General features: G+C 42.1%; 25 protein-coding genes and 2 pseudogenes. 15 read left to right on the forward strand and 12 right to left on the reverse strand.

Features of this window, described 5'->3' with window-relative positions; translation table 11 throughout:
* Positions 1 to 35: 35 nt before the first annotated feature.
* The gene (locus tag V7K60_RS30130; RefSeq protein WP_334931156.1) at positions 36 to 1,682 is read left to right on the forward strand and encodes a type I restriction-modification system subunit M; all 1,647 of its coding nucleotides are present in this window, start codon (positions 36 to 38) and stop codon (positions 1,680 to 1,682) included.
* 20 nt (positions 1,683 to 1,702) lie between these two features.
* On the opposite strand, the gene V7K60_RS30135 is transcribed toward V7K60_RS30130, so the two are convergent.
* The 3 genes and pseudogenes from V7K60_RS30135 to V7K60_RS35465 form a co-directional block, all read right to left on the reverse strand.
* On the reverse strand, positions 1,703 to 2,167 hold the full coding sequence (locus V7K60_RS30135) for a DDE transposase (RefSeq protein WP_334931158.1): 465 nt from the start codon (positions 2,165 to 2,167) through the stop codon (positions 1,703 to 1,705).
* A 146-nt stretch (positions 2,168 to 2,313) separates the two neighbouring features.
* Positions 2,314 to 2,457, reverse strand: coding sequence for a hypothetical protein (locus V7K60_RS30140; RefSeq protein ID WP_334931160.1), 144 nt, complete (start codon positions 2,455 to 2,457; stop codon positions 2,314 to 2,316).
* 1 nt (position 2,458) lies between these two features.
* Positions 2,459 to 2,566, reverse strand: a pseudogene (locus V7K60_RS35465) (IS5-like element ISCaa9 family transposase); the annotation flags it as partial.
* Positions 2,567 to 2,602: 36 nt separating this feature from the next.
* Here V7K60_RS35465 and V7K60_RS30145 point away from each other — a divergent pair.
* The 9 genes from V7K60_RS30145 (at position 2,603) to V7K60_RS30180 (ending at position 9,931) form a co-directional block, all read left to right on the forward strand.
* On the forward strand, positions 2,603 to 2,974 hold the full coding sequence (locus V7K60_RS30145; RefSeq protein WP_334931162.1) for a Nif11-like leader peptide family natural product precursor: 372 nt from the start codon (positions 2,603 to 2,605) through the stop codon (positions 2,972 to 2,974).
* Positions 2,975 to 3,239: 265 nt separating this feature from the next.
* Positions 3,240 to 3,668 (forward strand): transposase, encoded by a 429-nt coding sequence (locus V7K60_RS30150; RefSeq protein WP_334931164.1) that lies wholly within the window; start codon positions 3,240 to 3,242, stop codon positions 3,666 to 3,668.
* A 163-nt stretch (positions 3,669 to 3,831) separates the two neighbouring features.
* Positions 3,832 to 4,122 carry a hypothetical protein gene (locus V7K60_RS35470; protein ID WP_442944495.1) on the forward strand — a complete coding sequence of 97 codons (291 nt, stop codon included), beginning with the start codon at positions 3,832 to 3,834 and terminating at the stop codon, positions 4,120 to 4,122.
* 351 nt (positions 4,123 to 4,473) lie between these two features.
* Positions 4,474 to 4,731 (forward strand): DUF2281 domain-containing protein, encoded by a 258-nt coding sequence (locus V7K60_RS30155; protein WP_334931166.1) that lies wholly within the window; start codon positions 4,474 to 4,476, stop codon positions 4,729 to 4,731.
* A complete protein-coding gene (locus V7K60_RS30160) occupies positions 4,728 to 5,150 on the forward strand; it encodes a type II toxin-antitoxin system VapC family toxin (protein ID WP_334931168.1) in 423 nt (140 codons plus the stop codon). Before V7K60_RS30155 ends, V7K60_RS30160 begins: the two co-directional genes overlap by 4 nt.
* Before the next feature lie 11 nt (positions 5,151 to 5,161).
* Positions 5,162 to 5,620, forward strand: coding sequence for a restriction endonuclease subunit S (locus tag V7K60_RS30165; protein ID WP_334931170.1), 459 nt, complete (start codon positions 5,162 to 5,164; stop codon positions 5,618 to 5,620).
* The gene (locus V7K60_RS30170) at positions 5,617 to 6,435 is read left to right on the forward strand and encodes a restriction endonuclease subunit S (protein ID WP_334931172.1); all 819 of its coding nucleotides are present in this window, start codon (positions 5,617 to 5,619) and stop codon (positions 6,433 to 6,435) included. The genes V7K60_RS30165 and V7K60_RS30170 overlap by 4 nt, the downstream gene beginning before the upstream one ends.
* Positions 6,432 to 9,605: a type I restriction endonuclease subunit R gene (locus V7K60_RS30175; RefSeq protein ID WP_334931174.1), complete on the forward strand. Its 3,174-nt coding sequence runs from the start codon at positions 6,432 to 6,434 to the stop codon at positions 9,603 to 9,605. Before V7K60_RS30170 ends, V7K60_RS30175 begins: the two co-directional genes overlap by 4 nt.
* The gene (locus V7K60_RS30180; protein WP_334931176.1) at positions 9,602 to 9,931 is read left to right on the forward strand and encodes a M48 metallopeptidase family protein; all 330 of its coding nucleotides are present in this window, start codon (positions 9,602 to 9,604) and stop codon (positions 9,929 to 9,931) included. The genes V7K60_RS30175 and V7K60_RS30180 overlap by 4 nt, the downstream gene beginning before the upstream one ends.
* A gap of 38 nt (positions 9,932 to 9,969) precedes the next feature.
* On the opposite strand, the gene V7K60_RS30185 is transcribed toward V7K60_RS30180, so the two are convergent.
* The 6 genes and pseudogenes from V7K60_RS30185 to petH all read right to left on the reverse strand — a co-directional run bounded on the left by V7K60_RS30185 (position 9,970) and on the right by petH (position 15,123).
* Positions 9,970 to 10,371 (reverse strand): hypothetical protein, encoded by a 402-nt coding sequence (locus V7K60_RS30185; protein WP_334931178.1) that lies wholly within the window; start codon positions 10,369 to 10,371, stop codon positions 9,970 to 9,972.
* An 87-nt stretch (positions 10,372 to 10,458) separates the two neighbouring features.
* Positions 10,459 to 11,178, reverse strand: a complete 720-nt coding sequence (locus tag V7K60_RS30190) for an nSTAND1 domain-containing NTPase (protein ID WP_334931180.1) — start codon at positions 11,176 to 11,178, stop codon at positions 10,459 to 10,461.
* Positions 11,179 to 11,614: 436 nt separating this feature from the next.
* A complete protein-coding gene (locus V7K60_RS30195; protein ID WP_334931182.1) occupies positions 11,615 to 11,809 on the reverse strand; it encodes a hypothetical protein in 195 nt (64 codons plus the stop codon).
* Between the two features lie 98 nt (positions 11,810 to 11,907).
* Positions 11,908 to 11,991: pseudogene (locus V7K60_RS30200) on the reverse strand (Uma2 family endonuclease); the annotation flags it as partial.
* A 308-nt stretch (positions 11,992 to 12,299) separates the two neighbouring features.
* A complete protein-coding gene (locus V7K60_RS30205; protein ID WP_334931184.1) occupies positions 12,300 to 13,586 on the reverse strand; it encodes a homoserine dehydrogenase in 1,287 nt (428 codons plus the stop codon).
* 190 nt (positions 13,587 to 13,776) lie between these two features.
* A complete protein-coding gene (petH, locus tag V7K60_RS30210) occupies positions 13,777 to 15,123 on the reverse strand; it encodes a ferredoxin--NADP reductase (protein ID WP_334931374.1) in 1,347 nt (448 codons plus the stop codon).
* Positions 15,124 to 16,563: 1,440 nt separating this feature from the next.
* Between petH and V7K60_RS30215 the strand changes: the two genes are divergently transcribed.
* Positions 16,564 to 17,568: a phosphoribulokinase gene (locus V7K60_RS30215; RefSeq protein WP_334931186.1), complete on the forward strand. Its 1,005-nt coding sequence runs from the start codon at positions 16,564 to 16,566 to the stop codon at positions 17,566 to 17,568.
* 260 nt (positions 17,569 to 17,828) lie between these two features.
* Entirely contained in the window at positions 17,829 to 19,103 is a 1,275-nt protein-coding gene (metK, locus tag V7K60_RS30220) for a methionine adenosyltransferase (protein ID WP_334931188.1), read from the forward strand.
* Positions 19,104 to 19,315: 212 nt separating this feature from the next.
* Here metK and V7K60_RS30225 read toward each other — a convergent pair whose 3' ends face one another.
* Both V7K60_RS30225 and V7K60_RS30230 read right to left on the reverse strand, forming a co-directional pair.
* Positions 19,316 to 20,500 carry an anion transporter gene (locus tag V7K60_RS30225; protein ID WP_334931190.1) on the reverse strand — a complete coding sequence of 395 codons (1,185 nt, stop codon included), beginning with the start codon at positions 20,498 to 20,500 and terminating at the stop codon, positions 19,316 to 19,318.
* The gene (locus V7K60_RS30230) at positions 20,497 to 20,745 is read right to left on the reverse strand and encodes a hypothetical protein (RefSeq protein WP_334931192.1); all 249 of its coding nucleotides are present in this window, start codon (positions 20,743 to 20,745) and stop codon (positions 20,497 to 20,499) included. The genes V7K60_RS30225 and V7K60_RS30230 overlap by 4 nt, the downstream gene beginning before the upstream one ends.
* Before the next feature lie 4 nt (positions 20,746 to 20,749).
* Here V7K60_RS30230 and V7K60_RS30235 point away from each other — a divergent pair, with 4 nt between their 5' ends.
* Genes V7K60_RS30235 through V7K60_RS35475 form a run of 3 tightly spaced genes read left to right on the forward strand, consistent with a single transcriptional unit; the run spans position 20,750 to position 21,421 of the window.
* Positions 20,750 to 20,944, forward strand: coding sequence for a hypothetical protein (locus tag V7K60_RS30235; RefSeq protein ID WP_334931194.1), 195 nt, complete (start codon positions 20,750 to 20,752; stop codon positions 20,942 to 20,944).
* Positions 20,944 to 21,183, forward strand: a complete 240-nt coding sequence (locus tag V7K60_RS30240) for a hypothetical protein (protein WP_334931197.1) — start codon at positions 20,944 to 20,946, stop codon at positions 21,181 to 21,183. The genes V7K60_RS30235 and V7K60_RS30240 overlap by 1 nt, the downstream gene beginning before the upstream one ends.
* Positions 21,140 to 21,421, forward strand: a complete 282-nt coding sequence (locus tag V7K60_RS35475; protein ID WP_442944489.1) for a TSUP family transporter — start codon at positions 21,140 to 21,142, stop codon at positions 21,419 to 21,421. Before V7K60_RS30240 ends, V7K60_RS35475 begins: the two co-directional genes overlap by 44 nt.
* 236 nt (positions 21,422 to 21,657) lie before the next feature.
* Here V7K60_RS35475 and V7K60_RS30245 read toward each other — a convergent pair whose 3' ends face one another.
* The gene (locus tag V7K60_RS30245; protein ID WP_334931199.1) at positions 21,658 to 22,113 is read right to left on the reverse strand and encodes a pentapeptide repeat-containing protein; all 456 of its coding nucleotides are present in this window, start codon (positions 22,111 to 22,113) and stop codon (positions 21,658 to 21,660) included.
* Between the last annotated feature and the right edge of the window lie 186 nt (positions 22,114 to 22,299).

Genomic DNA, 22,299 nt, shown 5'->3' on the forward strand with positions numbered 1-22,299 from the left:
CCTACAGGTCTGCTTCGCTAACGCAGGAGTTAAGTATGGTGCCGCGTGGAACAAGGAAAAACAGCAAAAAGCCAACAGAGAAAAACGGTTCTGGAGATTTACCACTTTTACAGTTAGCCAACCAAGCTGGCGATCGCTTGGATATTCCGGCAATGGAACAATGGCTGTGGGATGCTGCTTGTAAGATACGCGGTGCCACGGATGCACCAAAATTCAAAGATTTTATTCTGCCGCTAATTTTCTACAAACGGCTATCTGATGTGTTTGATGATGAGTATGAAAAGTGCGCCGAGAAGTTTGGGGGTGGAGACTTAGCCCGTGCTTTCATTGAAGCGGATCATCAAGATGCAATTAAAAATAATCGTCAGCCGATTGTGCGTTACTATGTCCCGCATGAATACCGTTGGGAGGCGATTCGCTTTCATCCTAAAGATGGCTTAGGAGAGTTTGTCACAACGGCGATGCGGGAAGTGGCAAAGCGCAATCCTGGGTTATCAGGAACGCTGACGCTCAAAGATTATAACGAGAAGCAAAGCAATCAGCGCGTTTTGGATGATGACCGTTTAAAAGACTTGATTGAAGTTATCAGTCGGCATCGGTTGGGGTTAAAGAATACCAATGCGGATGTTTTGGGGGAAGCCTATGAGTATTTGCTGCGGAAGTTTGCCGAAGGACAGGGGCAAAGTGCGGGGGAGTTTCTCACACCATCAGAGGTGGGTTGGTTGATTGCGGAAATTATTGACCCTGAACCTTACACGAAGATTTATGATCCCACTTGTGGATCGGGTAGGTTATTGACTAAACCGCGTCTGGTGTTCAACCGCAAACATCCAGGGGAGGAGAGTAAAGCACCTCGATTATTTGGGCAAGAGTTGAACTGGACAACTTTCGCGATCGCAAAAATGAATATGTTTTTGCAGGATTTTACTGATACTCAAATTGAGATTGGCGATACATTCAGGCAACCTAAATTTACGGTTGACAAGAAGGTGATGCGCTTTGATTATGTGGTTGCTAATCCGATGTGGAATCAGGACAACTACAGTGCAGATGCTTATGAAGAAGATTCTTTTGAACGGTTTAAGGACGGAATTGCCTCCAAATCTTCAGCAGATTGGGGATGGGTGCAGCATATTTGGGCATCGCTGAAAGATAACGGACGGGCGGCGGTTGTTTTGGATACAGGTGCAGTGTCTCGCGGTTCCGGGAGTCAGAACAAAAATCAAGAAAGAGACATCCGCAAGGAATTTGTGGAAAAAGACAGAGTTGAAGGGGTGATTTTACTACCTGAAAATTTGTTTTATAACACGACTGCGCCAGGGGTGGTAATTTTGTTAAATCGCCTGAAACCTCTGAATCGTAAGGGTGAGTTTTTGCTGATTAATGCTGCTGATTATTTTGTCAAGGGCGATCCGAAGAATATTTTGACAAAGGAAGGGATTAAGGCGGTTTGTGAGGTTTATCGCAATTGGGAAACGCGGGAGAAGCTGAGTAAAGTTGTTAAGTTAGAAGAATTGAGGGAAGCGGATTATAATCTTAGTCCGTCGCAGTTTGTGGATGTTAGCGATAAAGTTGTGCATCGTGATATTACAGATATTTTGACAGATTTGGCAGCAGCAAGACAAGACAGGGAATGGGCGGATAAAGATTTAGCTGAGGTGTTAGCAAAGTTGAATTTATAGAACCCATTTGATATCTATGCCTAAGCTAAACGCTTGAGCATGAGCCGGATAAAACAGAGATTGAGCTTGGCAGTCGCATGAGCCAGAGTTCGCTCAAAGTTTTTAACCAAACTCTTACATCGTTCCATCCAAGCATTCGAGCGTTCTCTTCCCCCAACGAGTTGCGATGGCGTACCCGCCCGCTGTAGGCGATCGGAACAAAGCCTGCAATGCCTTGGGTTGCAATTTCTGCTTTTGTGGGTTTGGGTGCCAGTTGGAATCGGATCTTGGTCATTATCCGAGGGTAGAGTATTTGCAGAGCAGTTGTGATTTTGTCTGGGTGGTAGCCGTCGCCTGTGCAGAATCGTAATTTTTGGTATGTTTACAGGCTTGGCACGAAAGTACTCCAAATTTGGGGTCAATAGTTCAATCAAGCCACCGTCATCACTCATACTGGCTTTGGTGCAGTGAGTGAAGAATGGTAGACCAAGAGTATCTACTGCCAAGTGTCGTTTGATGCCATTGGTACATTTTTATGATCAGAACCCTTTGGACTCTACACCTGCATTGCAGGTATTCTTGACTGCAACCGAAGTCGATGATCAGCAGGGTTGTCCACTTTAGTTTTTTTTTGCGCGTTCGCGCACAATCCCTAAGCAACGTCGTCATCATCCGCTCTAGCACCCCCGTCTCTCGCCACAGCAAGGAGATGCCAAAACACTGTTGAGTAGGGCGGTAAATATGTAGGGTAAATCGCACCAGTTACACCCATTCTTAAGTTGATAAAAGATACCATCTAAAATTTGTCGCTTTGTCCACAATGGATGTCTAGTTTGCTTCTTATGGGGCAACAGTGGTTCAATGATTTCCCACTCTTTGTCGCTTAAACTGCTAGAGTATGGCATTTATTTCTCATCTTACCCTCTCTCCCAAGATCCCAAATGGGTTCTATAAGCAAGATTCTGATAAATGAAGAGCAGCGCGTCGCGATAATCATCTTTCCCCCGAATCTTGATACCCTTGTGCTGCTAGTCTTAAAGAATATACTGCTGTTTTTCTTTATATTACGAGTAGCTAGCGAGGATCAAATTTTAAATATGGCTTTTGAGCAAATCGAAGCATTTTTAAAGAAAATGCAGTCTGAACCTGAACTTAAAAACGAGGTGCTCGCAGCACCAACCGCAGATGATATTGCGCGAATAGCACTAAAGCTTGGTTTTGAATTTTCAGGTGATGAATTATTGAGAATGTCAGGTAAGAAAGTTGGCAGCATTACTGTTAGAAAAACTGATCTTCCTGGAGAGTACAACTAGGGGTCACGCGAGAATTTTTGAAGAAGGCAGCTATGCTGAGGGCAGAGGGCAGAAGGAACAATTGAATGGGGATTCAGACCCCAACGAAAAAGTCGGCGCCGTGTAGACGGCGGGGCTTTAAACCCAAGTTCGGTTTGGTCACGGGCTTTAGCGCAGAAGCAGTATTCCCTTCTGCCTTCTGCCTTCTGCCTCCAGCGCTGGAGCCTTTCTTCGGTAAAAAATCGTACGCTAAGGGATCTAATCCCCAATCAAAGCACCATGATTATTGGTATTACCCTTCTTTACACACTGCACGAAAGCCAATGTTTCCGATGATGCTGGCTTGCTGGAGATGTTGAGGGAAAACATCAGCTATTTCCGGTCAAAACCAATGAACATTCCTAAAATTACCATCCTACTCGACCAGGGTTATCATCCAGAACATCTGACACAGGAACTAGAAAAGGTATACCCGCAGATCATGCGTCAGATTAAGTTTGAGCGCTCGACCAAGCCTTCCACCCAAGAAAAGGCAGCGCAAGGCAAGTCAGGATTTGTCCCAGCAGTAGCCAGGTGGGTAATTGAGCGGTCGAATGCTTGGATGGGGCGCTGTAAGATCCTGGTCAAGAACTTTGAGCGAACACTATCGAATGCCACGACCAAGCTCAATCTTTGTTTTGTTAGGCTCATGCTTAAGAGACTCGCAGCTTCTTAGAGATATCAAATGGGTTCTATAGTGTTTTTCATATAAGGCGATGCCTACGGTGGTCACTGACTTGTACTGAGCGCAGTCGAAGTAGCTTTGTCGTACCCCTACGGGGAAGCAAGCTAGCAAGAGCGTCTCCAAGAGTTGTGCTGGCTACGCCTACGCATTTGTTATTTCGGGGTACTCATTTGTTATTTCGGGGTACTCATTTGTTATTTTGGGGTACTCATTTGTTATTTCGGGGTACTCATTTGTTATTTCGGGGTACTCATTTGTTATTTCGGGGTACTCATTTGTTATTTCGGGGTACTCATTTGTTATTTCGGGGTACGCATTTGTTATTTCGGGGTACCCATTTGTTATTTCGGGGTACGCATTTGTTATTTCGGGGTACCCATTTGTTATTTCGGGGTACTCATTTGTTATTTCGGGGTACGCATTTGTTATTTCGGCGTGTCCATAACGCACCCTACAAATCTATTAGAAGAGTTGAAACCTATACTGGTCATACTTGTGTGTACATCTTAGCCTACAAGGAGAGAGGCTTTAAGGCTTACTCTCCAACGCTAGTAGGGAAGGGGTTGGGGGTTAGAATATTCGTAGGTTGGGTTGAGGCAATGCGTTACCCAACAAACCCAGCAAAATGTTATGTTACCCTTCAGGATCTTGCTACGTTCCTCAAACCTACCTACACATTTTACCCTAGCTGATCTTTGAGTATTTAAATTTGTCTGCAATGAGTAGTAAAGTTTAAATTGCTAAAGTTTCAATCAGCTACAACAAATATCTTATTATTTTCATCCAAGATACAGCAATGACTCAAGCAATTGATAAGCAACAAATGATAATTGATGAATTGAAAAAGTTATCTCCTGAGAAGCAACAGGAGGTATTAAATTTTATTGAGTTTTTGCAGTTTAAGGAGATGCAAAAGCAGGATGTACAGCATAAAGAAGAGAAAGAACCTATTTCCGCCTATGAAGCTGCCAAAGAGTTTGCTGGCTGCGTTGATGGAGGCCCTGGCGATTTAGCTACCAACAAGAAGTATTTAGAAGGCTACGGTTGGAAATGAGGAAAAAGGTACTTCTAGATACAGGCCCCTTAGTTGCATTTATCAATAATCGAGAAAATTCGCATGACTGGGCAGTTAATGAATGGAAAAATATTCAACCGCCCTTCTTAACTTGTGAAGCAATAATTCTTGAGACGTGTTTTATATTGCGAGATTTTTATGGTGGACAGGATGCGGTTATGTCTTTATTAGATACTGGCATAATTCAAATCTCTTTTCGTCTCAGTGATGAAATAGGAACGGTTAGAGAGTTGCTGAAGCGGTATCAGAATGTGCCAATGTCTTTAGCTGATGCGTGTTTGGTAAGAATGAGTGAGTTGATTCGGGGGAGTTGTGTGTTGACGGTAGATAGTGATTTTCGGGTTTATCGGAAGAATAAGAATGAAATGATAGATTTGATTATTGCTGATGGAGTATGAGAGGGGTAAGGATGGGTGAGATACAACTACCGCCTCATTGGAAACTTGTTAACTTAGGGCATATTTGCCAAAAAAAACCTCAGAATGGAGCTTTTATCAAGAAGCCTGAATGGGGTGAAGGTACACTTTTCGTTAATGTTCGGGATACCTATAAAAGTGTAGTTGTTAACCTGCGACAGGTAGAACGACTGCAAGCCTCATTTGATGAGGTTAAAAGATATAGTATTGAAGAAGGCGATTTGTTATTTGTTCGTTCTTCGTTGAAACGTGAAGGTATTGGACAATGCTGTGTTATAGAAGAACTAATTGAACCTGCAATATTTGACTGCCATATAATTAAAATATCACCAATTAAAGAAATTGCACATTCTCTTTATTTAGCATTTTATTTTCTATCTGAATCAGCTAGAAATGACCTGATTGCTAGGTCAAAAACTACTACAATGACTACTATCAATCAACAAGGTTGATAGAGTCTATTGTTCCTTTTCCCCCCCTTCCTGAACAAAAAACGATCGCCCACACTCTGCGAACCATGCAGAAAGCCAAAGAAACTCGTCAGCGAGAGTTAGAACTGGAACGGGAACGCAAAGCAGCACTGATGCAGTATCTCTTTACTCATGGCACTGGCAACGAACCCCGCAAGCAGACGGATATAGGGGAGATTCCGCAGAGTTGGGAATTAGTTAGACTCGATTCACTCGTTGAGTTTCTTAGCGGAGGAACTCCTGCAAAAAATCATCCAGAATGGTGGCAAGGTAATATTCCTTGGGTAAGTACTAAAGATTTAAAACAACCGAGACTATCAAACACTATCGACCATATTTCAAAAGAAGGCTTAGAGAATGGTTCGCGTCTGGTTTCTGAAAAAACGCTTTTAGTCGCTGTTCGTGGTATGTATCTTGCAAAAAATATTCCAGTAGCAATCACAGAAGTATCTATGGCTTTTAATCAAGATATTAAGGCACTTGTTCCATCTTCTCAAGTTGAGGCTGAATACTTACTGTGTGCAATTCAATATCTCAAAGACTATCTTTTGCGATTTGTTGGAACTTCAGCACATGGGACTAAACGATTGCCTACATCTTCTCTAAAAATTCTTCAAATACCTTTGTCAAAAAAGGAAGAACAGCAAGAAATTGCTACGATTCTAAAAGCGTGCGATCGCAAAATTCAAGCCCTAGAAAAAGAAATCGCCCTTACTGACGAACTCTTCCACGCCATGCTAGAACAACTGATGACAGGTAAAATTTCTACCCAACCCTTAACTGAGACTTACGTATGAGCGAAGCTTCCGCCGTGCAAAGACCGATGCTGAAATATGCCTATCAAATTGGCTGGGAATACCTAACTTCAAAAGAGGCATTACAACGGCGGGAAGGGAAGGGAGAGGAAAAACTCAAAGAACGCTACTTTGCCGATGTTCTTCGCAGTCAACTAATTAAACTAAATCCTGGCGTTGTCACGTCTAACAATATAGATGAAATTCTTCGCCGCCTGCGAAACATTGACAACACCATCGAAGGCAACCGCGAAGCATTAAACTGGTTGCAAGGCAAACAATCTATTTTTGTCGCCCAAGAAAACCGCGACAGAAACATTACCCTCATCGACTTTAACAACCCGGAAAATAACATCTTCCAAGTCACAGATGAATGGTCGCAAAAAGGCGTAAAATTTCCCAACCGCGCCGATATTATTTTTCTGATTAACGGTATTGCCGTTGCCATTGCTGAAACCAAAGGAGAAAAGAAAACTGATGGTTTAGCACTAGGCATTGACCAAATTCGCCGCTACCACAACCAAACCCCCGAATTGCTAGCCTTTCCCCAAGTTTTTGAAGTCACAGAATTGTGGAATTTCTGGTATGGCTTAACTTGGAATACCAACCGCAAAAACTTATTTGAATGGAAACTGACCTCTCCCCTAGCCCCTCCCCTTGCAGGGGAGGGGAACAAGATTACTCCCCCTTCCCTTGTAGGGAAGGGGGCTGGGGGGTTAGGTTCGATTATCCAAGAAGGCGACTACGAAGAGAAAATCAAAACCTTCTTCGACCATCAACGCTTTTTAGAAATTCTCAGATATTACATTGTTTTTCTCGAACGCGATGACGGTTTAACTAAAGTAATTTTACGCCAACACCAAACCCGTGCAGTCAAAAAAGTCTTGCAACGCATCCAAGACCCGAATAAAAAACGCGGACTAGTTTGGCATACCCAAGGCAGTGGTAAAACCCTGACGATGATTACAGTTGCCGCCCAACTCCGCAATATTAGCGGTGATAATACTGTAATCATGATTGTTGACCGCAACGAACTAGAAAACCAACTAGACAAAAACCTCAAAGCTTATGGCATCAAAAGTTATGAAGTTGCAACCAGTAAAGCAGACTTAGAAAAACTCATCCAAGATGATTATCGCGGCTTAATCGTCGCCATGATTCACAAATTCGACAAGATGAAAGTAGAAAATAAGCGTTCTACAATTACCGTCTTAGTCGATGAAGCACACCGCAGCACAGGCGGTAATTTCGGCATATATTTGATGGCTGCCCTCCCCAACGCCACATTTATCGGTTTCACAGGTACACCTGTCAGTAAAGCAGCTAAAGGACAAAACACTTTCCAAACCTTCGGCGAACTTACTGACCCGAAATACAGCTTAGATTCGTATTCAACCGCCGACTCGGTACGAGATGGCACAACCCTGAAGCTAAATTATGCCCTGGCGAAATCAGAGTTTCGCGTTCCCCAAGAAATTTTAGAAAAAGAATTTCTCCAACTCCAAGCCGCAGAAGGCATTAACGACATAGAGGAACTTGATGGCATTCTCGATCGCGCTGTTAAATTAAAAGAGTTTCTCAAAAGCAGCGATAGAGTAGATAAAGTAGCGAAATTTGTCGCCGCCCACTTCCGGGACTACGTTGAACCAATGGGCTTTAAAGCTTTTATGGTTGGTGTAGACCGGGAAGCTTGTAGACTTTACAAACAAGCTTTAGATAAATATCTCCCTAGCGAATACTCAACCGTCGTCTATTCCCGGACTACAGCCGCAGGACTGCGAGAGTACAACCTAACTGATGCCGAAGAGAAAGAAGTCCGCAAAGCCTTTATTAAAAAATCCGTCGTTTCTGCCGAAATATCCTTACCAAATGCAGTAATCGACTTTATCGAATCTCGCCCGAAAGATTTTAGTTACGACAACAAAACCCTAACTTTCACAGGTTATTGTTCTGCTGAAGATGCCCAAACTTTAGAAATTCTTTGCAGTGGCGATGCTGATGCTGTCACCAAAATTCGCCAACTTTATGAAGACTACCGCAAAGCATTGCCGAAAATTCTCATCGTCACCGAGAAACTATTGACGGGGTTTGATGCGCCGATACTTTACTGTATGTATCTCGACAAACCGATGCGCGACCACGTTCTCTTGCAGGGAATCGCCCGTGTGAATCGCCCTTATGAAGACGCAGAAGGTTTAGTTAAGCCTTACGGCTTTGTTCTAGATTTTATCGGTATCTTTGGCAACAAACTAGAGCAAGCCCTGGCCTTTGAGTCGGGAGAAGTTAACGACATCATCCAAAATGTAGATGTGATCAAAAACCTCCTGCAAACGATGATGGAAAATACTGCACCTGAGTATTTACCGCTAGCGAAAGGATGGGACGACAAAGCAAAAGAACGCGCTGCGGCTTATTTTGCAGACAAAGATTTGCGCGAGAAATTCTTTAAATTTGTCCGCCAACTCCAATCAATTTACGAAATCCTCTCTCCTGACCCTGACCTGCGTCCCTTCATGGAAAATTATCAAAACGTCGTCAGGCTTTACGGAACAATCCGCGCTGCTTACAATACTAGTCCCTACATTGATATTGAACTCACCGCCAAAACCAAAGAACTGGTACGCCGCAACGTTACAATCGGCGAGTTGGAAATGCCCGGAACTATCCACGAACTCAATGCCCAACAATTAGAACAATTTCGCCAAAATAGCACCACAGATACAGTAAAAGTTCTAAACTTGAGTAAGGCATTGTTGAAAACAGTAAACGAGCAAAGTCAGCGATCGCCTTTTTTGATTTCCATTGGCGAACGTGCCGAAATTGTCCGCGCCAGCTTTGAAAACCGCCAAATAGAAGCGCAAGAAGCTTTAGCTAAACTAGATGAAATTGCCAATGAATGCGTAGAAGCAGAAGTCTTACGACAACGGCTCAAAGTTGATGAAAACACCTTTGCGATTTACACTGTCATCAAGCAAGCAGGTGGCCTGGATATCAACCAAGCCGAAATTATCAACACCATCTATAGCAACTTCCCTGATTATTGGTGGGATGCGCGTCAGGAAATTGATTTAAGAACCGAACTTTACGCTAATATTTATCCTATTACAAGCTCAGTTGAGCAAACCATCGAAGTCACCAACAACCTGCTGAAACTCGAACGAGTCGAATCATGATTGCTAGCTGCGACAATCGAAAATGGAAAGACGTGCAAGCACTTAAGGACGCTGTGGGAGAATGGAGCGATCGTATTAAAGTCCAAGTCAAACAAATTCAACTGCGTCCGATGAAGCGCAAATGGGCTTCTATCTCCACCACAGGACGCTTAACCCTGAATACTGAACTGCTAGACTTACCAAAAGAATTGGGTGAGTTCGTCATTGTTCACGAACTCGTACATCTCCTCGTTCCTAACCACGCTAAGGTGTTTAAGTGCTTCATGTATGCTTATCTTCCTGATTGGGAAGAAAAAGAGAAGCGATTGCAAGGGTATGCGAGTTAGTGGTGGAAACTAGAGGGAAATAAAGGCGATTTACACCATTAAAGCTGTGTACAAGATAATTGTCTTGATTGGTAAATCTTTAGACGGACAAATGCTTTTATGAGCGGGCTACGGAAGCGATAACGGTATTTTTTAGGTTGACCAATTCTTTGAATTATTCCACCCTTTTCATCTTTACATAGCTGGTCTAAGTGATAAAAATACGAATTTGGATTAATCCTTTCTCCAGTAATTTGTTCTAAAGGTTCTTGTAAATCAGTAGCCCTAAAAGTTCCATATTCATCTGCTTTAACTAAAGCACAAGCTGATACAACGTCTCTAAATTTAGTTTCTTTCTTTGTAGTCATTACAGCTCTATGGTAAACCTCTCTGATGCTCTCTTGTGCATTTTCTATTGCTTCATCTATTGCAATATCAAAATGCTGTTGTTTAATGTACAAAGAGCCAGTTTCTATAGCTGTTTTTGCCGCATATTTCGCTAATAAGTGAGTATAATGTGGAAAACCTTGAGAAAACTACACTATACTTCATCTGACATCAGATTCAACACTCATGCCTAGCTTTTCAAGCCCATTATCAATTATTTTTTGAAGTTCTTCATCAGGCATTACTGGCAGCTTAATCTGTTTAAGACAACGTTCAAGAGAAGGATGATTTCCAATAAGGTCATTTACACTATCTGCTATTCCAACTACCAGTATAGTGACTTGGGGAACACTATCAGATAAAGCTTTAATAGTATCTGCAAATTTTGCTTGAATTTTAGAGTCGCCAACGTTATCAAATTCGTCAAATATAAAAAGAGTATTAAATTGTAGTTGTTCCAGTAAATTTATTACATCCCCTGGCTTTACTTCTTTTCCTGTTGGGAGAAATTTATCTATCGAAAAACTTTCGTGTGATTCTTGTTTTATAAATCCTATTCCTTCACGACTTTTGAGATTTATAAAAATTCTTTTAAGAGCTTTTATCCATATTTCTCCAAAATCTTCAGTTCTATTACAAGTAACTTTAGAAATATTAATACTGTTGCTGTCTAATATTTGATTGATAATATTAGCCAAAGAAGTTTTCCCGACTCCGCGCTCTCCATAAAGTACAGCGTGTTGACCTTTTTCAATAATAGCATCTATAACTTTATTCACATAAAATATTCTACCGAAAAATAAATCTTTAGTAGTAATAGGTGCTGAGGGGGTAAAAACTGTATTAAGAATTAAAAGCTTTTCTTGTTGTTCTTGCTGCATAAAATTAATTTAACTAAAGACTATTGGAATAATTGGTAATCAGTAGATTATGAAAAATTTAACAGCTTGCTTGAAAATTTGACTCCACAAATATGTTTCAACTTAAGTCTACGCTTTTTTACTCAAACTTACATGAAAATGTTGTATGCTATGTTAATATATTTGACTGTCAGTTGCTACTATATTGAATCAAATACTTTTTTCTACCACTTCCCCCATATCCGCATAAAGTATAAAATATTGCTGACACTACTCATTAATCCACAAAGCCAGAACCTTAAAACTTACTTTACAGTTTAGACATTCCGACAATAACTCCAACTGATGACGCTGATACCCCTGAGTATTCTTAAACTGCCACTCAATCCGATGACAACGCAACTTTCTCATTTCCTTGACGGGCAAAAACACTACAGACATAACCTATCTTTCAACCTTACCCACGGTTAGGACACTTTGCTCCCAAGTGTAATTTCTGGCGATGTCTGCGACGGGCTTTGCCTACGCATCCCAATGTCACCTTCAACTGCCATTCAATTTTGTGACATGGTGACTCGGTATAACAAGCAGCACATAACCGAATAGGCTCCATTTTCATTCCCACCCCAGCAGGTGCTTGATCTGCACTCACCTATCGACATCAACCCCTACTACAACAGCCAATGCTTCCAACTGCTGGCGAGACGGTGGAAGATTAAAGCGAAACTTTTCCCATCGGGCGATCGCGAACACAAAATTACTATCAGACTCTGGTAGCTGCGTATGGTCGGGAAAGGGAGTGAGGGCAGTTAATGAGTTGGTTGCAGAGGTTATAGGTATAGCCTCGCGCTGGGGTGTAAGTTTATTTTTTAGTTTAGCTTGTATAGTTAACCAAGTTTTACTCACAGCTTGGTCTGTATAAGATGGAGATTGTAATCCTTGGGAGTAATTAGAAATTGGAGCAAGAGCGACTTGACGAGCCTCACTCCCGACTCAATACGTTTCGGTTAGGGTTTTTTGATGAAAATTATCGATCGCCAAAGATGCGAGAAATCGCCGTCAAGACGAAAGACTGATTATTGTAGAGACGGCGATTGATCGTGTCTCTACCTTAACCAAACAGTATTCACTCCCAACTAATCTCAAAGTACACGCAGTAAGCTGGGAATGCTTTCGATCGCTGAGAAATTCCGAATTTCTGCCAAAGCTTGCCGAAAGTTGCCTTCTAGCACATCATGGGTAACAACTACAATCTCTGCTAGTTCCTCTTGAAAGCCTGTTTGGACAATTGACTCTAAGCTAACGCCATAATTGCCAAAGCAAGTACCCAATTTACCGATAACTCCGGGTTGGTCATTCGTAAGGAAACGGGCATAAAACCGAGTTATGAGTTCTGCCATCGGTGCAATTTGGCAGTATTCCTGATGCCCACAAGTTAATAATGGATTTGTAACTGCTGTATTAGTTTTGAGGACAGCAACTAAATTCAAAATATCTGAGGTGACAGCACTGGCGGTTGCACCAGCACCAGCTCCTGGGCCAAAAAACATTACTTGCCCGATAGGTTCTCCTTCGACAAGAATCGCATTGTAAACGCCGTTGATGCTAGCCAAAGGGTGGGCTTGCGGTACTAAAGTAGGATGAACTCTGACGGAAAGGGGAGATGAAAGAGTATCACGTTTAGCGATCGCTAACAATTTAATCACAAATCCCAATTTTTCGGCGTAGGCAATATCTGTTTTGCTCACTTGCCGAATCCCCTCAGTATAAACATCTTGTAGGTTGATGCGTCCACCAAAGCCTAATGATGCGAGGATGGCAATTTTATCTGCTGCGTCTAAGCCATCGATATCAGCAGTGGGGTCAGCCTCAGCATAACCTAATCGCTGGGCATCAGCTAAAACATCATTGAAGTTGCTGCCTTCTGTTTGCATCCGTGTCAGGATGTAGTTTGTTGTACCGTTAATGATGCCTGTTACAGTGTGAATTCGGTTAACACTTAAAGATTGCTTTAAAGGTTGAATCACTGGAATACCACCACCCACAGCGGCTTCTAACATCACGTATACGCCAGCTTGATTGGCAGTGGTGAAAATTTCTGCTCCGAAGCGGGCGATCGCTGCTTTATTGGCTGTGACAACATGCTTACCATTACTTAAAGCTTTGAGAATGAGCGATCGCGCCGGCTCCAGTCCACCCATGACCTCAACAACTATATCTACCGCCGGATCGTTGACAATAGATTCTAAATCTGTGGTTAAGACTTTCGTAGACAATTCTACTGCACGAGGTTTATCTAGCGATCGGACTCCCACCCGATAAATTTCTATCTCTTGCAACAATGGGTGACGCCCAGCGCTATCTTGCAACAACTGCACTGTTCCCGTTCCCACGGTGCCTAATCCCAGTATTCCTAGTTTCACACCCATTTTGCACCCAATTTCACCAATAAATAATTGTAGGTAGAGCGTTTGCCCTACCTACTGATTATCCTGCTTCCTTTGTCATTTGTCCTACCCTTCGAGTTCGCCTTTGGCGTTCTCGTAGAGTAGCCGCCTTCCGGGCGTCTACGTCCTTCGTCCTTTGTCTAAAACTAATGACCAATGACTAATGACTAAATTAGTAAGTTTCTACGTGCCAGCGATGAGCTTTCTTAAGTTGCTTCTGGTAATCACTCCAGGTTACACCTTCCTTAGCAGCAGCAGTAGTTAAGGCTGCATCAATACCTTCTTCCATACCTCGCAAACCACAGATGTATGTGTGGGTTTTTTCATTTTTAATCAACTGCCACAATTCATCAGCATGTTCTGCTACGCGGTCTTGGATGTACATTCTACCGCCTTGAGGATTTTTTTGTTCCCGGCTGATGGCAGGAGTGAGGCGGAAGTTATCAGGATATTTTTGTTCAATTTCTTCCAGTTCTTCCTTATATAAGAGGTTTGGAGTTGTCGGCACACCAAATATTAGCCAAGAGAATCCTTTAAATTCGTATTCTGGGTTAGCTGCTTTTTCCGCGTCTTTAAACTGACGCCACAGATAAGCTCTCATAGGGGCAATACCTGTTCCGGTTGCCATCATGATCACATTAGCATCAGGGTCATCGGGTAACAACATTTCCTTACCCACAGGCCCTGTAATTTTTACATCTGCCCCTGGTTCTAGGAAACACAGGTGTGTGGAGCAAACACCGTAGACTGTTTCGCTAGTTTCCGGGTGCTTGTATTCCAACTGGCGGACGCATAATGATATTGTCTTATCATCCACATCATCGCCATGACGAGTTGAGGCGATGGAATAGAGTCTAAGTTTTTCTGGCTTGCCGTTCTTGTCTAATCCGGGTGGAATAATCCCAATACTTTGACCTTCTATATACTTCAAATCCCCAGCGGAAATATCAAATTTAAGGTGTTGAACAATACCAATACCACCTTCTTTGACTAGCGGTTCATTAGATACTACCTTGCCAATAAACGGGGCATTGGGACGGTAAGTGTTAACAGGAACGTCACCGTGGTCTTTTTTGGCTTTCGCTTGAGTCATGGTGTTGCCTTTCTTGTCCTTGTTCTTGAGCTGTTCTTGTGCTGGTGGTTTAGCGAAACTTTTGGTTTCACTATCAGCATTTACAGGTGTGGCTTTACCATTTCCTTCACTGTTAGCAGTTTCCTCAGTTGTAGCTAACTCGCTGACAACGCTTGTAGCATTCCCAAGTGAGGCTTTACCATTAACTGTCTCTAGAGCAGTTACGGACTGGATGCTAACAATTGTGCCGCCTAGACGAGTGATACGTCGCATTTCTTGATTCATCCGGTTGTAAGGCACTCTGATGAACACACTGCCACTTTTCCGAATTGGGTAGTTAGTTTGATCGGTTTCTTCACTCTGACGCAAACCCACCACTTCATAAAGGAAAATGCGGCTACCTAATTCTGTGTTGGCAGCACCCTCAACAGCACCTTGATTGTACATTCGTTCTACCACTCCGATAATTTACTTAACCGTTTTTCAAAAAAAACTATTCCCCTACCTTGCCAGCTTTAGTTTACCGGATTTTCGTTTCACAAAACTGGCCCTGAAGGAAAAACGGCATCATTAAATTAATGCCTTGCTAAGTACACTCACCAAAGACATGCAGGCATAGCAAAAAACACACCTGTTCACCTTCTAAGGTAAAGGATAAGTCTTGTGGAGAATGTTAATAATGAATCAATTTAATCTTTTTTTCGTCAACTACTACCCCCATCAGGGAGATAGCTTTTTACCTTAGTACCCAAGGAGCAACTCACAATAGCAGATATTCTCAGTGGACTGCTTTGATCGGTGGAAGCTACCGCTCAGTTTACCTCCAAAATCTGTCCTTGTGCTTGCTCATTCTAGGGGTTTAAATCGGAGAATGCCAAGAGAGGAAGGTTTTCTTCACGATCGGTTTTACTTCTCCAAATCTACTACTCTTCTGGAATGTTGTTAGCTATCTTCATTACCTGTCTATAGATAATTACATAACTAGGACAACTCCAGCTACAAACATAACAAGATAGAGAATCGTAATTCAAGCAACTGTAATTAGTTTCACTTGATGCGAAAAATCTGTCAACCTTGTATCAGTACTTTGCCATAACGTCAACGCTTCTATCTGAGCATATCCATAAATTTACAGCCAATAATTTGAGTAATGCAAGTTGTTTCCTCATTCGTTGGATAGATTTTTGCTTTGAATATATTAAGTCTTGTCGAGCAGGAATTACAATTTAGGAACATTAGAAAATTTGCGGCAATAATAAATTATACCTTATAGTCTTGATTCTATAGAGTCACAAGTAGCAAAGTGATAAAGGTGCAACGCTGATGGGCGGTGCTGATCCCCATTTTTAAATTAACAACTAAATTAACAAAAAAATGATTGATGAACCATGTTAATTCTTCTTGACAGCAATCTTGTATGGGATACCCCCTTCTGTTAAAATCAAATATATCACTAGGATTAAATACTTACCGGCACCAACATTCAGGCTAGTCCGACGAGTAGCAACTTAAAAGAGAAGGCAGGAGGCAAAGGGCAGATCGCGCAGCGTGTCGTAGACAAGGCAGGAGGAAAGAATTATGAATGATTTTTTTTATTTCTGGATCAAAAGCCCAGTTTAAAAATAAGAATTGTATTGAGCGAAAAGTGCCGCGAGATTCGAGGTATCTACAGCTTAAGTCTCACGCTTTTAAACGTGGGTTACTCCTGTTTCCTACCTCCTGTCTCCTGCCTGCTGCCTCCTGATTACTTTGTTGCCTACCCGCTTGGTGTCTTATAGATGTGCTAGGTAGCAAGAACGCAGGATAAACCAAAGGGGTAAACTCCTGGCTTCAGAATCTGCTGTGTGAAAAATTATTGACACAACTTTAGTATTTTAGAGGAGATTTATGACAAGAAAGCCAGAACGCGTAGTACTGATTGGAGTAGCCGGAGACTCTGGGTGTGGTAAATCTACGTTTTTGCGTCGTTTGATAGATTTGTTTGGTGAAGATTTAATGACAGTTATCTGCTTGGATGACTATCATTCCCTGGATCGCAAACAGCGCAAAGAAACGGGGATAACGGCACTAGACCCCAGGGCAAACAATTTTGATCTGATGTATGAGCAAATTAAAGCGCTCAAAAGTGGTGAAGCGATTGATAAGCCGATTTACAACCACGAAACCGGCTTGCTCGATCCGCCAGAGCGGATCGAGTCAAATCACATTATAGTTATTGAGGGGCTGCATCCTTTATATGATGAGCGGGTGCGATCGCTAATCGACTTCAGTGTTTATTTTGACATTAGCGATGAGGTCAAAATTGCCTGGAAAATCCAGCGAGATATGGCTGAACGCGGTCATCGCTACGAAGATGTGTTAGCGCAAATCAATTCCCGCAAACCTGACTTTGATAAATTTATCGAACCGCAAAGAGAATTTGCTGATGTGGTTCTCCAGGTATTGCCCACAAATTTGATCAAAAACGACACCGAACGTAGAGTCTTACGGGTACGTATGCTCCAGCGGGAAGGTAAGGAAGGCTTTGATCCAACCTACCTATTTGATGAAGGGTCAACAATTAATTGGACTCCTTGTGGACGCAAGCTGACCTGTTCTTATCCTGGTATGCAACTATACTACGGTTCAGATGTTTACTATGGTCGCTATGTCTCAGTACTAGAGGTGGATGGTCAATTTGACAACTTGGAAGAAGTCATTTACATCGAAACCCATCTCAGCAATACATCCACAAAATATCAGGGTGAATTGACTCACTTGTTACTCCAGCACCGCGAGTATCCAGGTTCCAATAATGGAACTGGTTTCTTCCAAGTGCTTACAGGTTTGAAGATGCGTGCTGCTTATGAGCGGTTGACAGCTACAGAAGCAAAGTTAGCGATTCAGGTTTAAAGCAGCAGTGTTTGTGTCAAAGCTTGTGGGGGCGCTTCCGGGTGCTCCTTTTTTTGTGTTATTAAATACATTTTAAATAAAAAATAATTAGCATACATTTATCTTACTTACGGATATTTACTTTATAGTTACTGGTTTTTATCAATATCAAGAAGATACTAACGACTGAAGTATAAATATTGTTATGATTTCAGAAATTAGGAGTTGAACTAAATACTCACATTTAGTCAACGAAAAAACTCTCGATGGAGGAATTTCCTTTGTCTCGTCGATATTTATTTACCTCTGAGTCAGTCACCGAAGGTCATCCAGATAAAATCTGCGATCAGATTTCTGATACCATTCTAGATGCCCTGCTGACACAAGATCCTAGCAGTCGTGTCGCCGCTGAAGTAGTAGTTAATACTGGTTTAGTGCTAATCACTGGTGAAATAACCACCAAAGCTAATGTAAATTTCGTCAATCTCGCCCGGAAAAAAATTGCCGAAATTGGTTATACCAATGCTGACAATGGCTTTTCTGCTAACAGCACCAGTGTTCTGCTAGCTTTAGACGAACAATCACCCGATATCGCCCAAGGCGTTAATACCGCCCAAGAAACCCGCGAACAAGATAGTGATGAACAATTCGACAAAATTGGCGCGGGCGATCAAGGTATAATGTTCGGCTTTGCCAGTAACGAAACACCAGAACTGATGCCTTTACCCATCAGTCTCGCCCACCGTATTGCTCGCCGATTAGCAGCAGTCCGCAAAACAGGTGAATTGTCATACCTCCGTCCTGACGGTAAAACCCAAGTAACTGTAGTCTACGAAGATGGACGCCCAGTAGGTATTGATACGATTCTAATTTCCACCCAGCATACAGCTAGTATTGGGGAAATTACGGATGAGGCGGCGGTACAAGCCAAAATTAAACAAGACCTCTGGTCAGCAGTGGTCGAACCTGTTTTTGGTGACATTGACGTTAAGCCTAATCAGGAAACACGTTTTTTAGTCAACCCCACTGGCAAATTTGTCGTTGGTGGTCCTCAAGGAGACTCTGGTCTGACAGGACGGAAAATAATCGTTGATACCTACGGTGGTTATTCACGGCATGGTGGCGGTGCTTTTTCTGGCAAAGACCCCACAAAGGTAGACCGTTCTGCTGCTTATGCGGCTCGCTATGTCGCGAAAAATATTGTCGCCGCTGGGTTGGCAGAAAAAGTTGAAATTCAGCTATCTTATGCTATCGGTGTAGCACGACCAACAAGTATCTTAGTGGATACCTTTGGCACTGGCAAAGTGGATGAAGAAACCTTACTGGAATTAATCAACAAGCACTTTGAACTCCGTCCAGCAGGGATTATCCATACCTTCAACTTACGCAACTTACCAAGTGAACGAGGCGGACGTTTTTATCAGGACGTCGCGGCTTACGGTCATTTTGGGCGGGCTGATTTAGACTTGCCTTGGGAACAAACCGATAAAGCCGAATTGTTGAAGCAAGCAGCGAATGAGTCACTTTCGGCAGTAGTTGCTCAGGCACTGACTTAGACTTATACGCTACTGTAAAAACTTAGTTTATCTACGTGAGGGTATTGGCAACTTGACAAGTTACCAATACCTTTATTTTTTAGTAACCACCTGAATCTCGAAAAATAAAACAGGATTCAGGAGTCAGAATTCAGAATTCAGAATCCTCTACCCATGTTCGTTCAGCGTACCGTAGACTTGTTGACTAATGACTAATGACTAATTACCAATGACTAAATCCAAAAATAAGTCAGCATGAGAGTCAGGATAGTTAGTGGTAGACCAAAACGTAAATGTTCCCAGAATGATAACTGATAACCAAGTTTTGCAACAGCCTCAGCAACAATTAAATTAGCAACTGAACCTAACAAAGTTAGATTACCTGCTAAGGTAGATCCTGCTGCTAATAGTAACCAGGTTTTTGTATCTGGATGAGGAAGTAAATGTTGTAGTAACAATACTGCTGGAACATTAGAAACTAAATTTGAAAGCAGAGCAGTAATTCCTAATATGCTCAGAGGATTATAAACTAAATCGCTAAATAAATTCAATATTCCTAATTTTTCTACTCCAGCAGTAACAATAAATAGTCCAGAAAACATCACCAGTAAATCCCAATCTACTTTATTTAAAATTCGTTGCGGTTTGATTCGCCTAGTAATGAACAGTAAACTGGCAGCTACGAGCGTTGCTTGGGCTGGGGGTATTCCAATTAAGAATGCAATTAATAATCCTCCTGTTATTAATAGGCTTTTAGTAAGTAACGGTTGAAATATGCGGTAACGCACAAGGGTTACACTCGGACAAGACTTAGTAGAACGGACATCAGGATAAAGCCACCACAATAACGCAATTTGGATCAACAAACTTACTAATGCGATGGGAGTCAATGCTTTTGCAAAATCGAGATAGCTGATACCAGAGAACGAACCAATTAGAATATTTTGCGGATTACCACTTAAGGTAGCTACTGAACCTAGATTAGTTGCTCCTGCCAAAGCAAGTAAGTAAGGAATAGGATTGAGGTTCAAAGTTTGGGTTAAACCAAGAACTAAAGGAGTCAAAATTAGAGCAATGGTATCGTTCAGAAAAAAAGCGGAGAGAATCCCACTGCCAAAAGTTAAAACAATTAGCAAACCCAGGGGGCTGCGAGTAAAGTGTGTAACTGTATCAAGGGTTAATTGGAAAAAACCAGCGTAAGCTAAGTTCGTACTGATTATCATCATGCCAAACAGAAAAATCAGCGTTTTATAGTCTATTGCTTGCCATGCTTCTTTGAGGTCTAATACCCCGAATGCCATCAGTAAAGATGCACCAACTAAAGCAATACTGGCTCGGTTCATCCGCAAACCAGGTAGATATCCTAAACCCAAACCTATATAAGTCAGCCCAATGATGATGTATCTGAAAACAATCATGATTTTGCTAGATTCTTGTGACGTGATGCCTTTCTATTAACTCCTGTTTTTGTTTCAGGTACATAGAACCAAAAAACCACTAAAGTCACAACTGCGTAGGCATAGCCCGCCGCAGGCATCGCTGCTAGAATCAAAAAACCAACATTGTAACCAGCACTTTTAACCACAAACCCGCAATTAGGGGATGCAGAGTTTCGCCTGCCAGTCCTTGCTGGCAAATTTAACCATTCAGTGCGGTAGGACATACCTTTGAACCTAGCTGTCAGCTTGATTACGATCGCTGCTTCTTTGACAATCCGGGGGAGTACACTTTCTTTTAGTCAAGTTATTCCATTACTTTCTGTGGTTTTCTCTTTGATAACTGGAGCGGTTATCATAGCCTTTTTAGGGGCAGCGATCGCAGGAAGGCTCTCTCAAACGAACAGCTTGAGCGCATCATCTTAATGTTATTAGTAGTGATTGGCATTGCCCTAATAGTCGAGGGTTTTCTACCTCAACAAATACCAGCTCTTTTACCGCCTGCTTTAAGTTGGCGTATTCCAGCAGGTATTTTATTTAGTCTAGCAATTGGACTGGTAAGCAGTTTACTTGGGATTGCAGGGGGTGAAGCGATCATCCCAACACTTGTTTTTGCTTTTGGTGCAGATATTAAAACAGCAGGTACAGCCAGTCATTATTGTTAGTTTACCAACTGTACTGGTAGGGGTTATCAAATATGCTAGTCGAGGTGCAAATGCACCTCGTACACTCTTGGGCAATACTATAGCGCCTATGGGAATTGGCTCGGTGATTGGAGCCATAATCGGAGGAATGCTTGTCGGTATTGTTCCACCACGGATACTAAAGGTCACACTAGGGATAATCTTGAATATATACGTGTTTCGGGTCTTTCACAAAGTAAAGTCTTCTAATGGGAAATAACAAAGATTTTCAGATTTTGATTGCACTTTTTTGTATGGATATCGGCCACAATGCCCATAAGAAACCCCCTCTGCTTTTACCATAGTAAAGTGATTACAAGGCAGAGGGGTTTCATTTTTATTAATATTTTTGTAGAGGCAGGTTTTAAGGATAATTCTGGCAAAAAACTAGTTTATTTGATTTAAAACCCGCCAAAACTATGTCGTATTGATTTCTACTTGTGTAGTCAGTTCGGCCTATTTCCAATCGGGAATTTCAGCGTCTTCTCCACCAATCCCAATTCCAGTGTTAAATATTTCCGCACCAGTAAGATTTAGATCGTTCATTGATGCTTGATACACATTAGAATCGTGAATTGTAGCACGAGTAAAATTTACTCCGTTGAGATTGACTTGCTTCAAATTCACATTACTTACATAAGCGGATGTTAGGTTAGCACCTGCCAAGTTTGCACCAGTTAAGTCAGCACCTTCGAGGTTAGCTCCTACAAGGCTAGCTCCTTGGAGCTTCGAGCCTCTCAAGTCAGCACCAATTAAATGAGCGCCACTGAGGTTAGCTCCTGATAGATCGCACTTAACACATTCCCCAGTTGAAAGCAGCTTTTGTAAATCCTGTGGATTTTCAGCTCTAACCGAGCTAGCAAAAAATAGGGGAGTTGCTAAGGCAATGGCCGCTAATAGCTGGAGTTTCATAATTTTCCCCCTTAATAATCAAGTTGCGTCCGTTCTGTCCCTCACAACTCTATTATCTCACTAAACTTCGTGAGGTCAATCTATCTTGTGACAATCTATCTCCTGACAAGTTAGTTGTGATCTGAAACACAGATAAAAGTGATGCCAAAAATGCCATTAATTCCGATCTGTTGGCGATTTTTACCA

The organism is Nostoc sp., from assembly GCF_036917555.1.
Lineage (GTDB): Bacteria > Cyanobacteriota > Cyanobacteriia > Cyanobacteriales > Nostocaceae > Nostoc.

Coding starts and splice junctions, on each gene's coding strand:
- V7K60_RS30130 (WP_334931156.1), top strand. CDS start 36: ATGGTGCCGCGTGGAACAAGGAAAAACAGCAAAAAGCCAACAGAGAAA.
- V7K60_RS30140 (WP_334931160.1), bottom strand. CDS start 2,457: ATGGTATCTTTTATCAACTTAAGAATGGGTGTAACTGGTGCGATTTAC.
- V7K60_RS30145 (WP_334931162.1), top strand. CDS start 2,603: ATGGGTTCTATAAGCAAGATTCTGATAAATGAAGAGCAGCGCGTCGCG.
- V7K60_RS30155 (WP_334931166.1), top strand. CDS start 4,474: ATGACTCAAGCAATTGATAAGCAACAAATGATAATTGATGAATTGAAA.
- V7K60_RS30160 (WP_334931168.1), top strand. CDS start 4,728: ATGAGGAAAAAGGTACTTCTAGATACAGGCCCCTTAGTTGCATTTATC.
- V7K60_RS30165 (WP_334931170.1), top strand. CDS start 5,162: ATGGGTGAGATACAACTACCGCCTCATTGGAAACTTGTTAACTTAGGG.
- V7K60_RS30175 (WP_334931174.1), top strand. CDS start 6,432: ATGAGCGAAGCTTCCGCCGTGCAAAGACCGATGCTGAAATATGCCTAT.
- V7K60_RS30180 (WP_334931176.1), top strand. CDS start 9,602: ATGATTGCTAGCTGCGACAATCGAAAATGGAAAGACGTGCAAGCACTT.
- V7K60_RS30190 (WP_334931180.1), bottom strand. CDS start 11,178: ATGCAGCAAGAACAACAAGAAAAGCTTTTAATTCTTAATACAGTTTTT.
- V7K60_RS30205 (WP_334931184.1), bottom strand. CDS start 13,586: ATGGGTGTGAAACTAGGAATACTGGGATTAGGCACCGTGGGAACGGGA.
- petH (WP_334931374.1), bottom strand. CDS start 15,123: ATGTACAATCAAGGTGCTGTTGAGGGTGCTGCCAACACAGAATTAGGT.
- V7K60_RS30215 (WP_334931186.1), top strand. CDS start 16,564: ATGACAAGAAAGCCAGAACGCGTAGTACTGATTGGAGTAGCCGGAGAC.
- V7K60_RS30225 (WP_334931190.1), bottom strand. CDS start 20,500: ATGATTGTTTTCAGATACATCATCATTGGGCTGACTTATATAGGTTTG.
- V7K60_RS30230 (WP_334931192.1), bottom strand. CDS start 20,745: ATGTCCTACCGCACTGAATGGTTAAATTTGCCAGCAAGGACTGGCAGG.
- V7K60_RS30240 (WP_334931197.1), top strand. CDS start 20,944: ATGTTATTAGTAGTGATTGGCATTGCCCTAATAGTCGAGGGTTTTCTA.
- V7K60_RS30245 (WP_334931199.1), bottom strand. CDS start 22,113: ATGAAACTCCAGCTATTAGCGGCCATTGCCTTAGCAACTCCCCTATTT.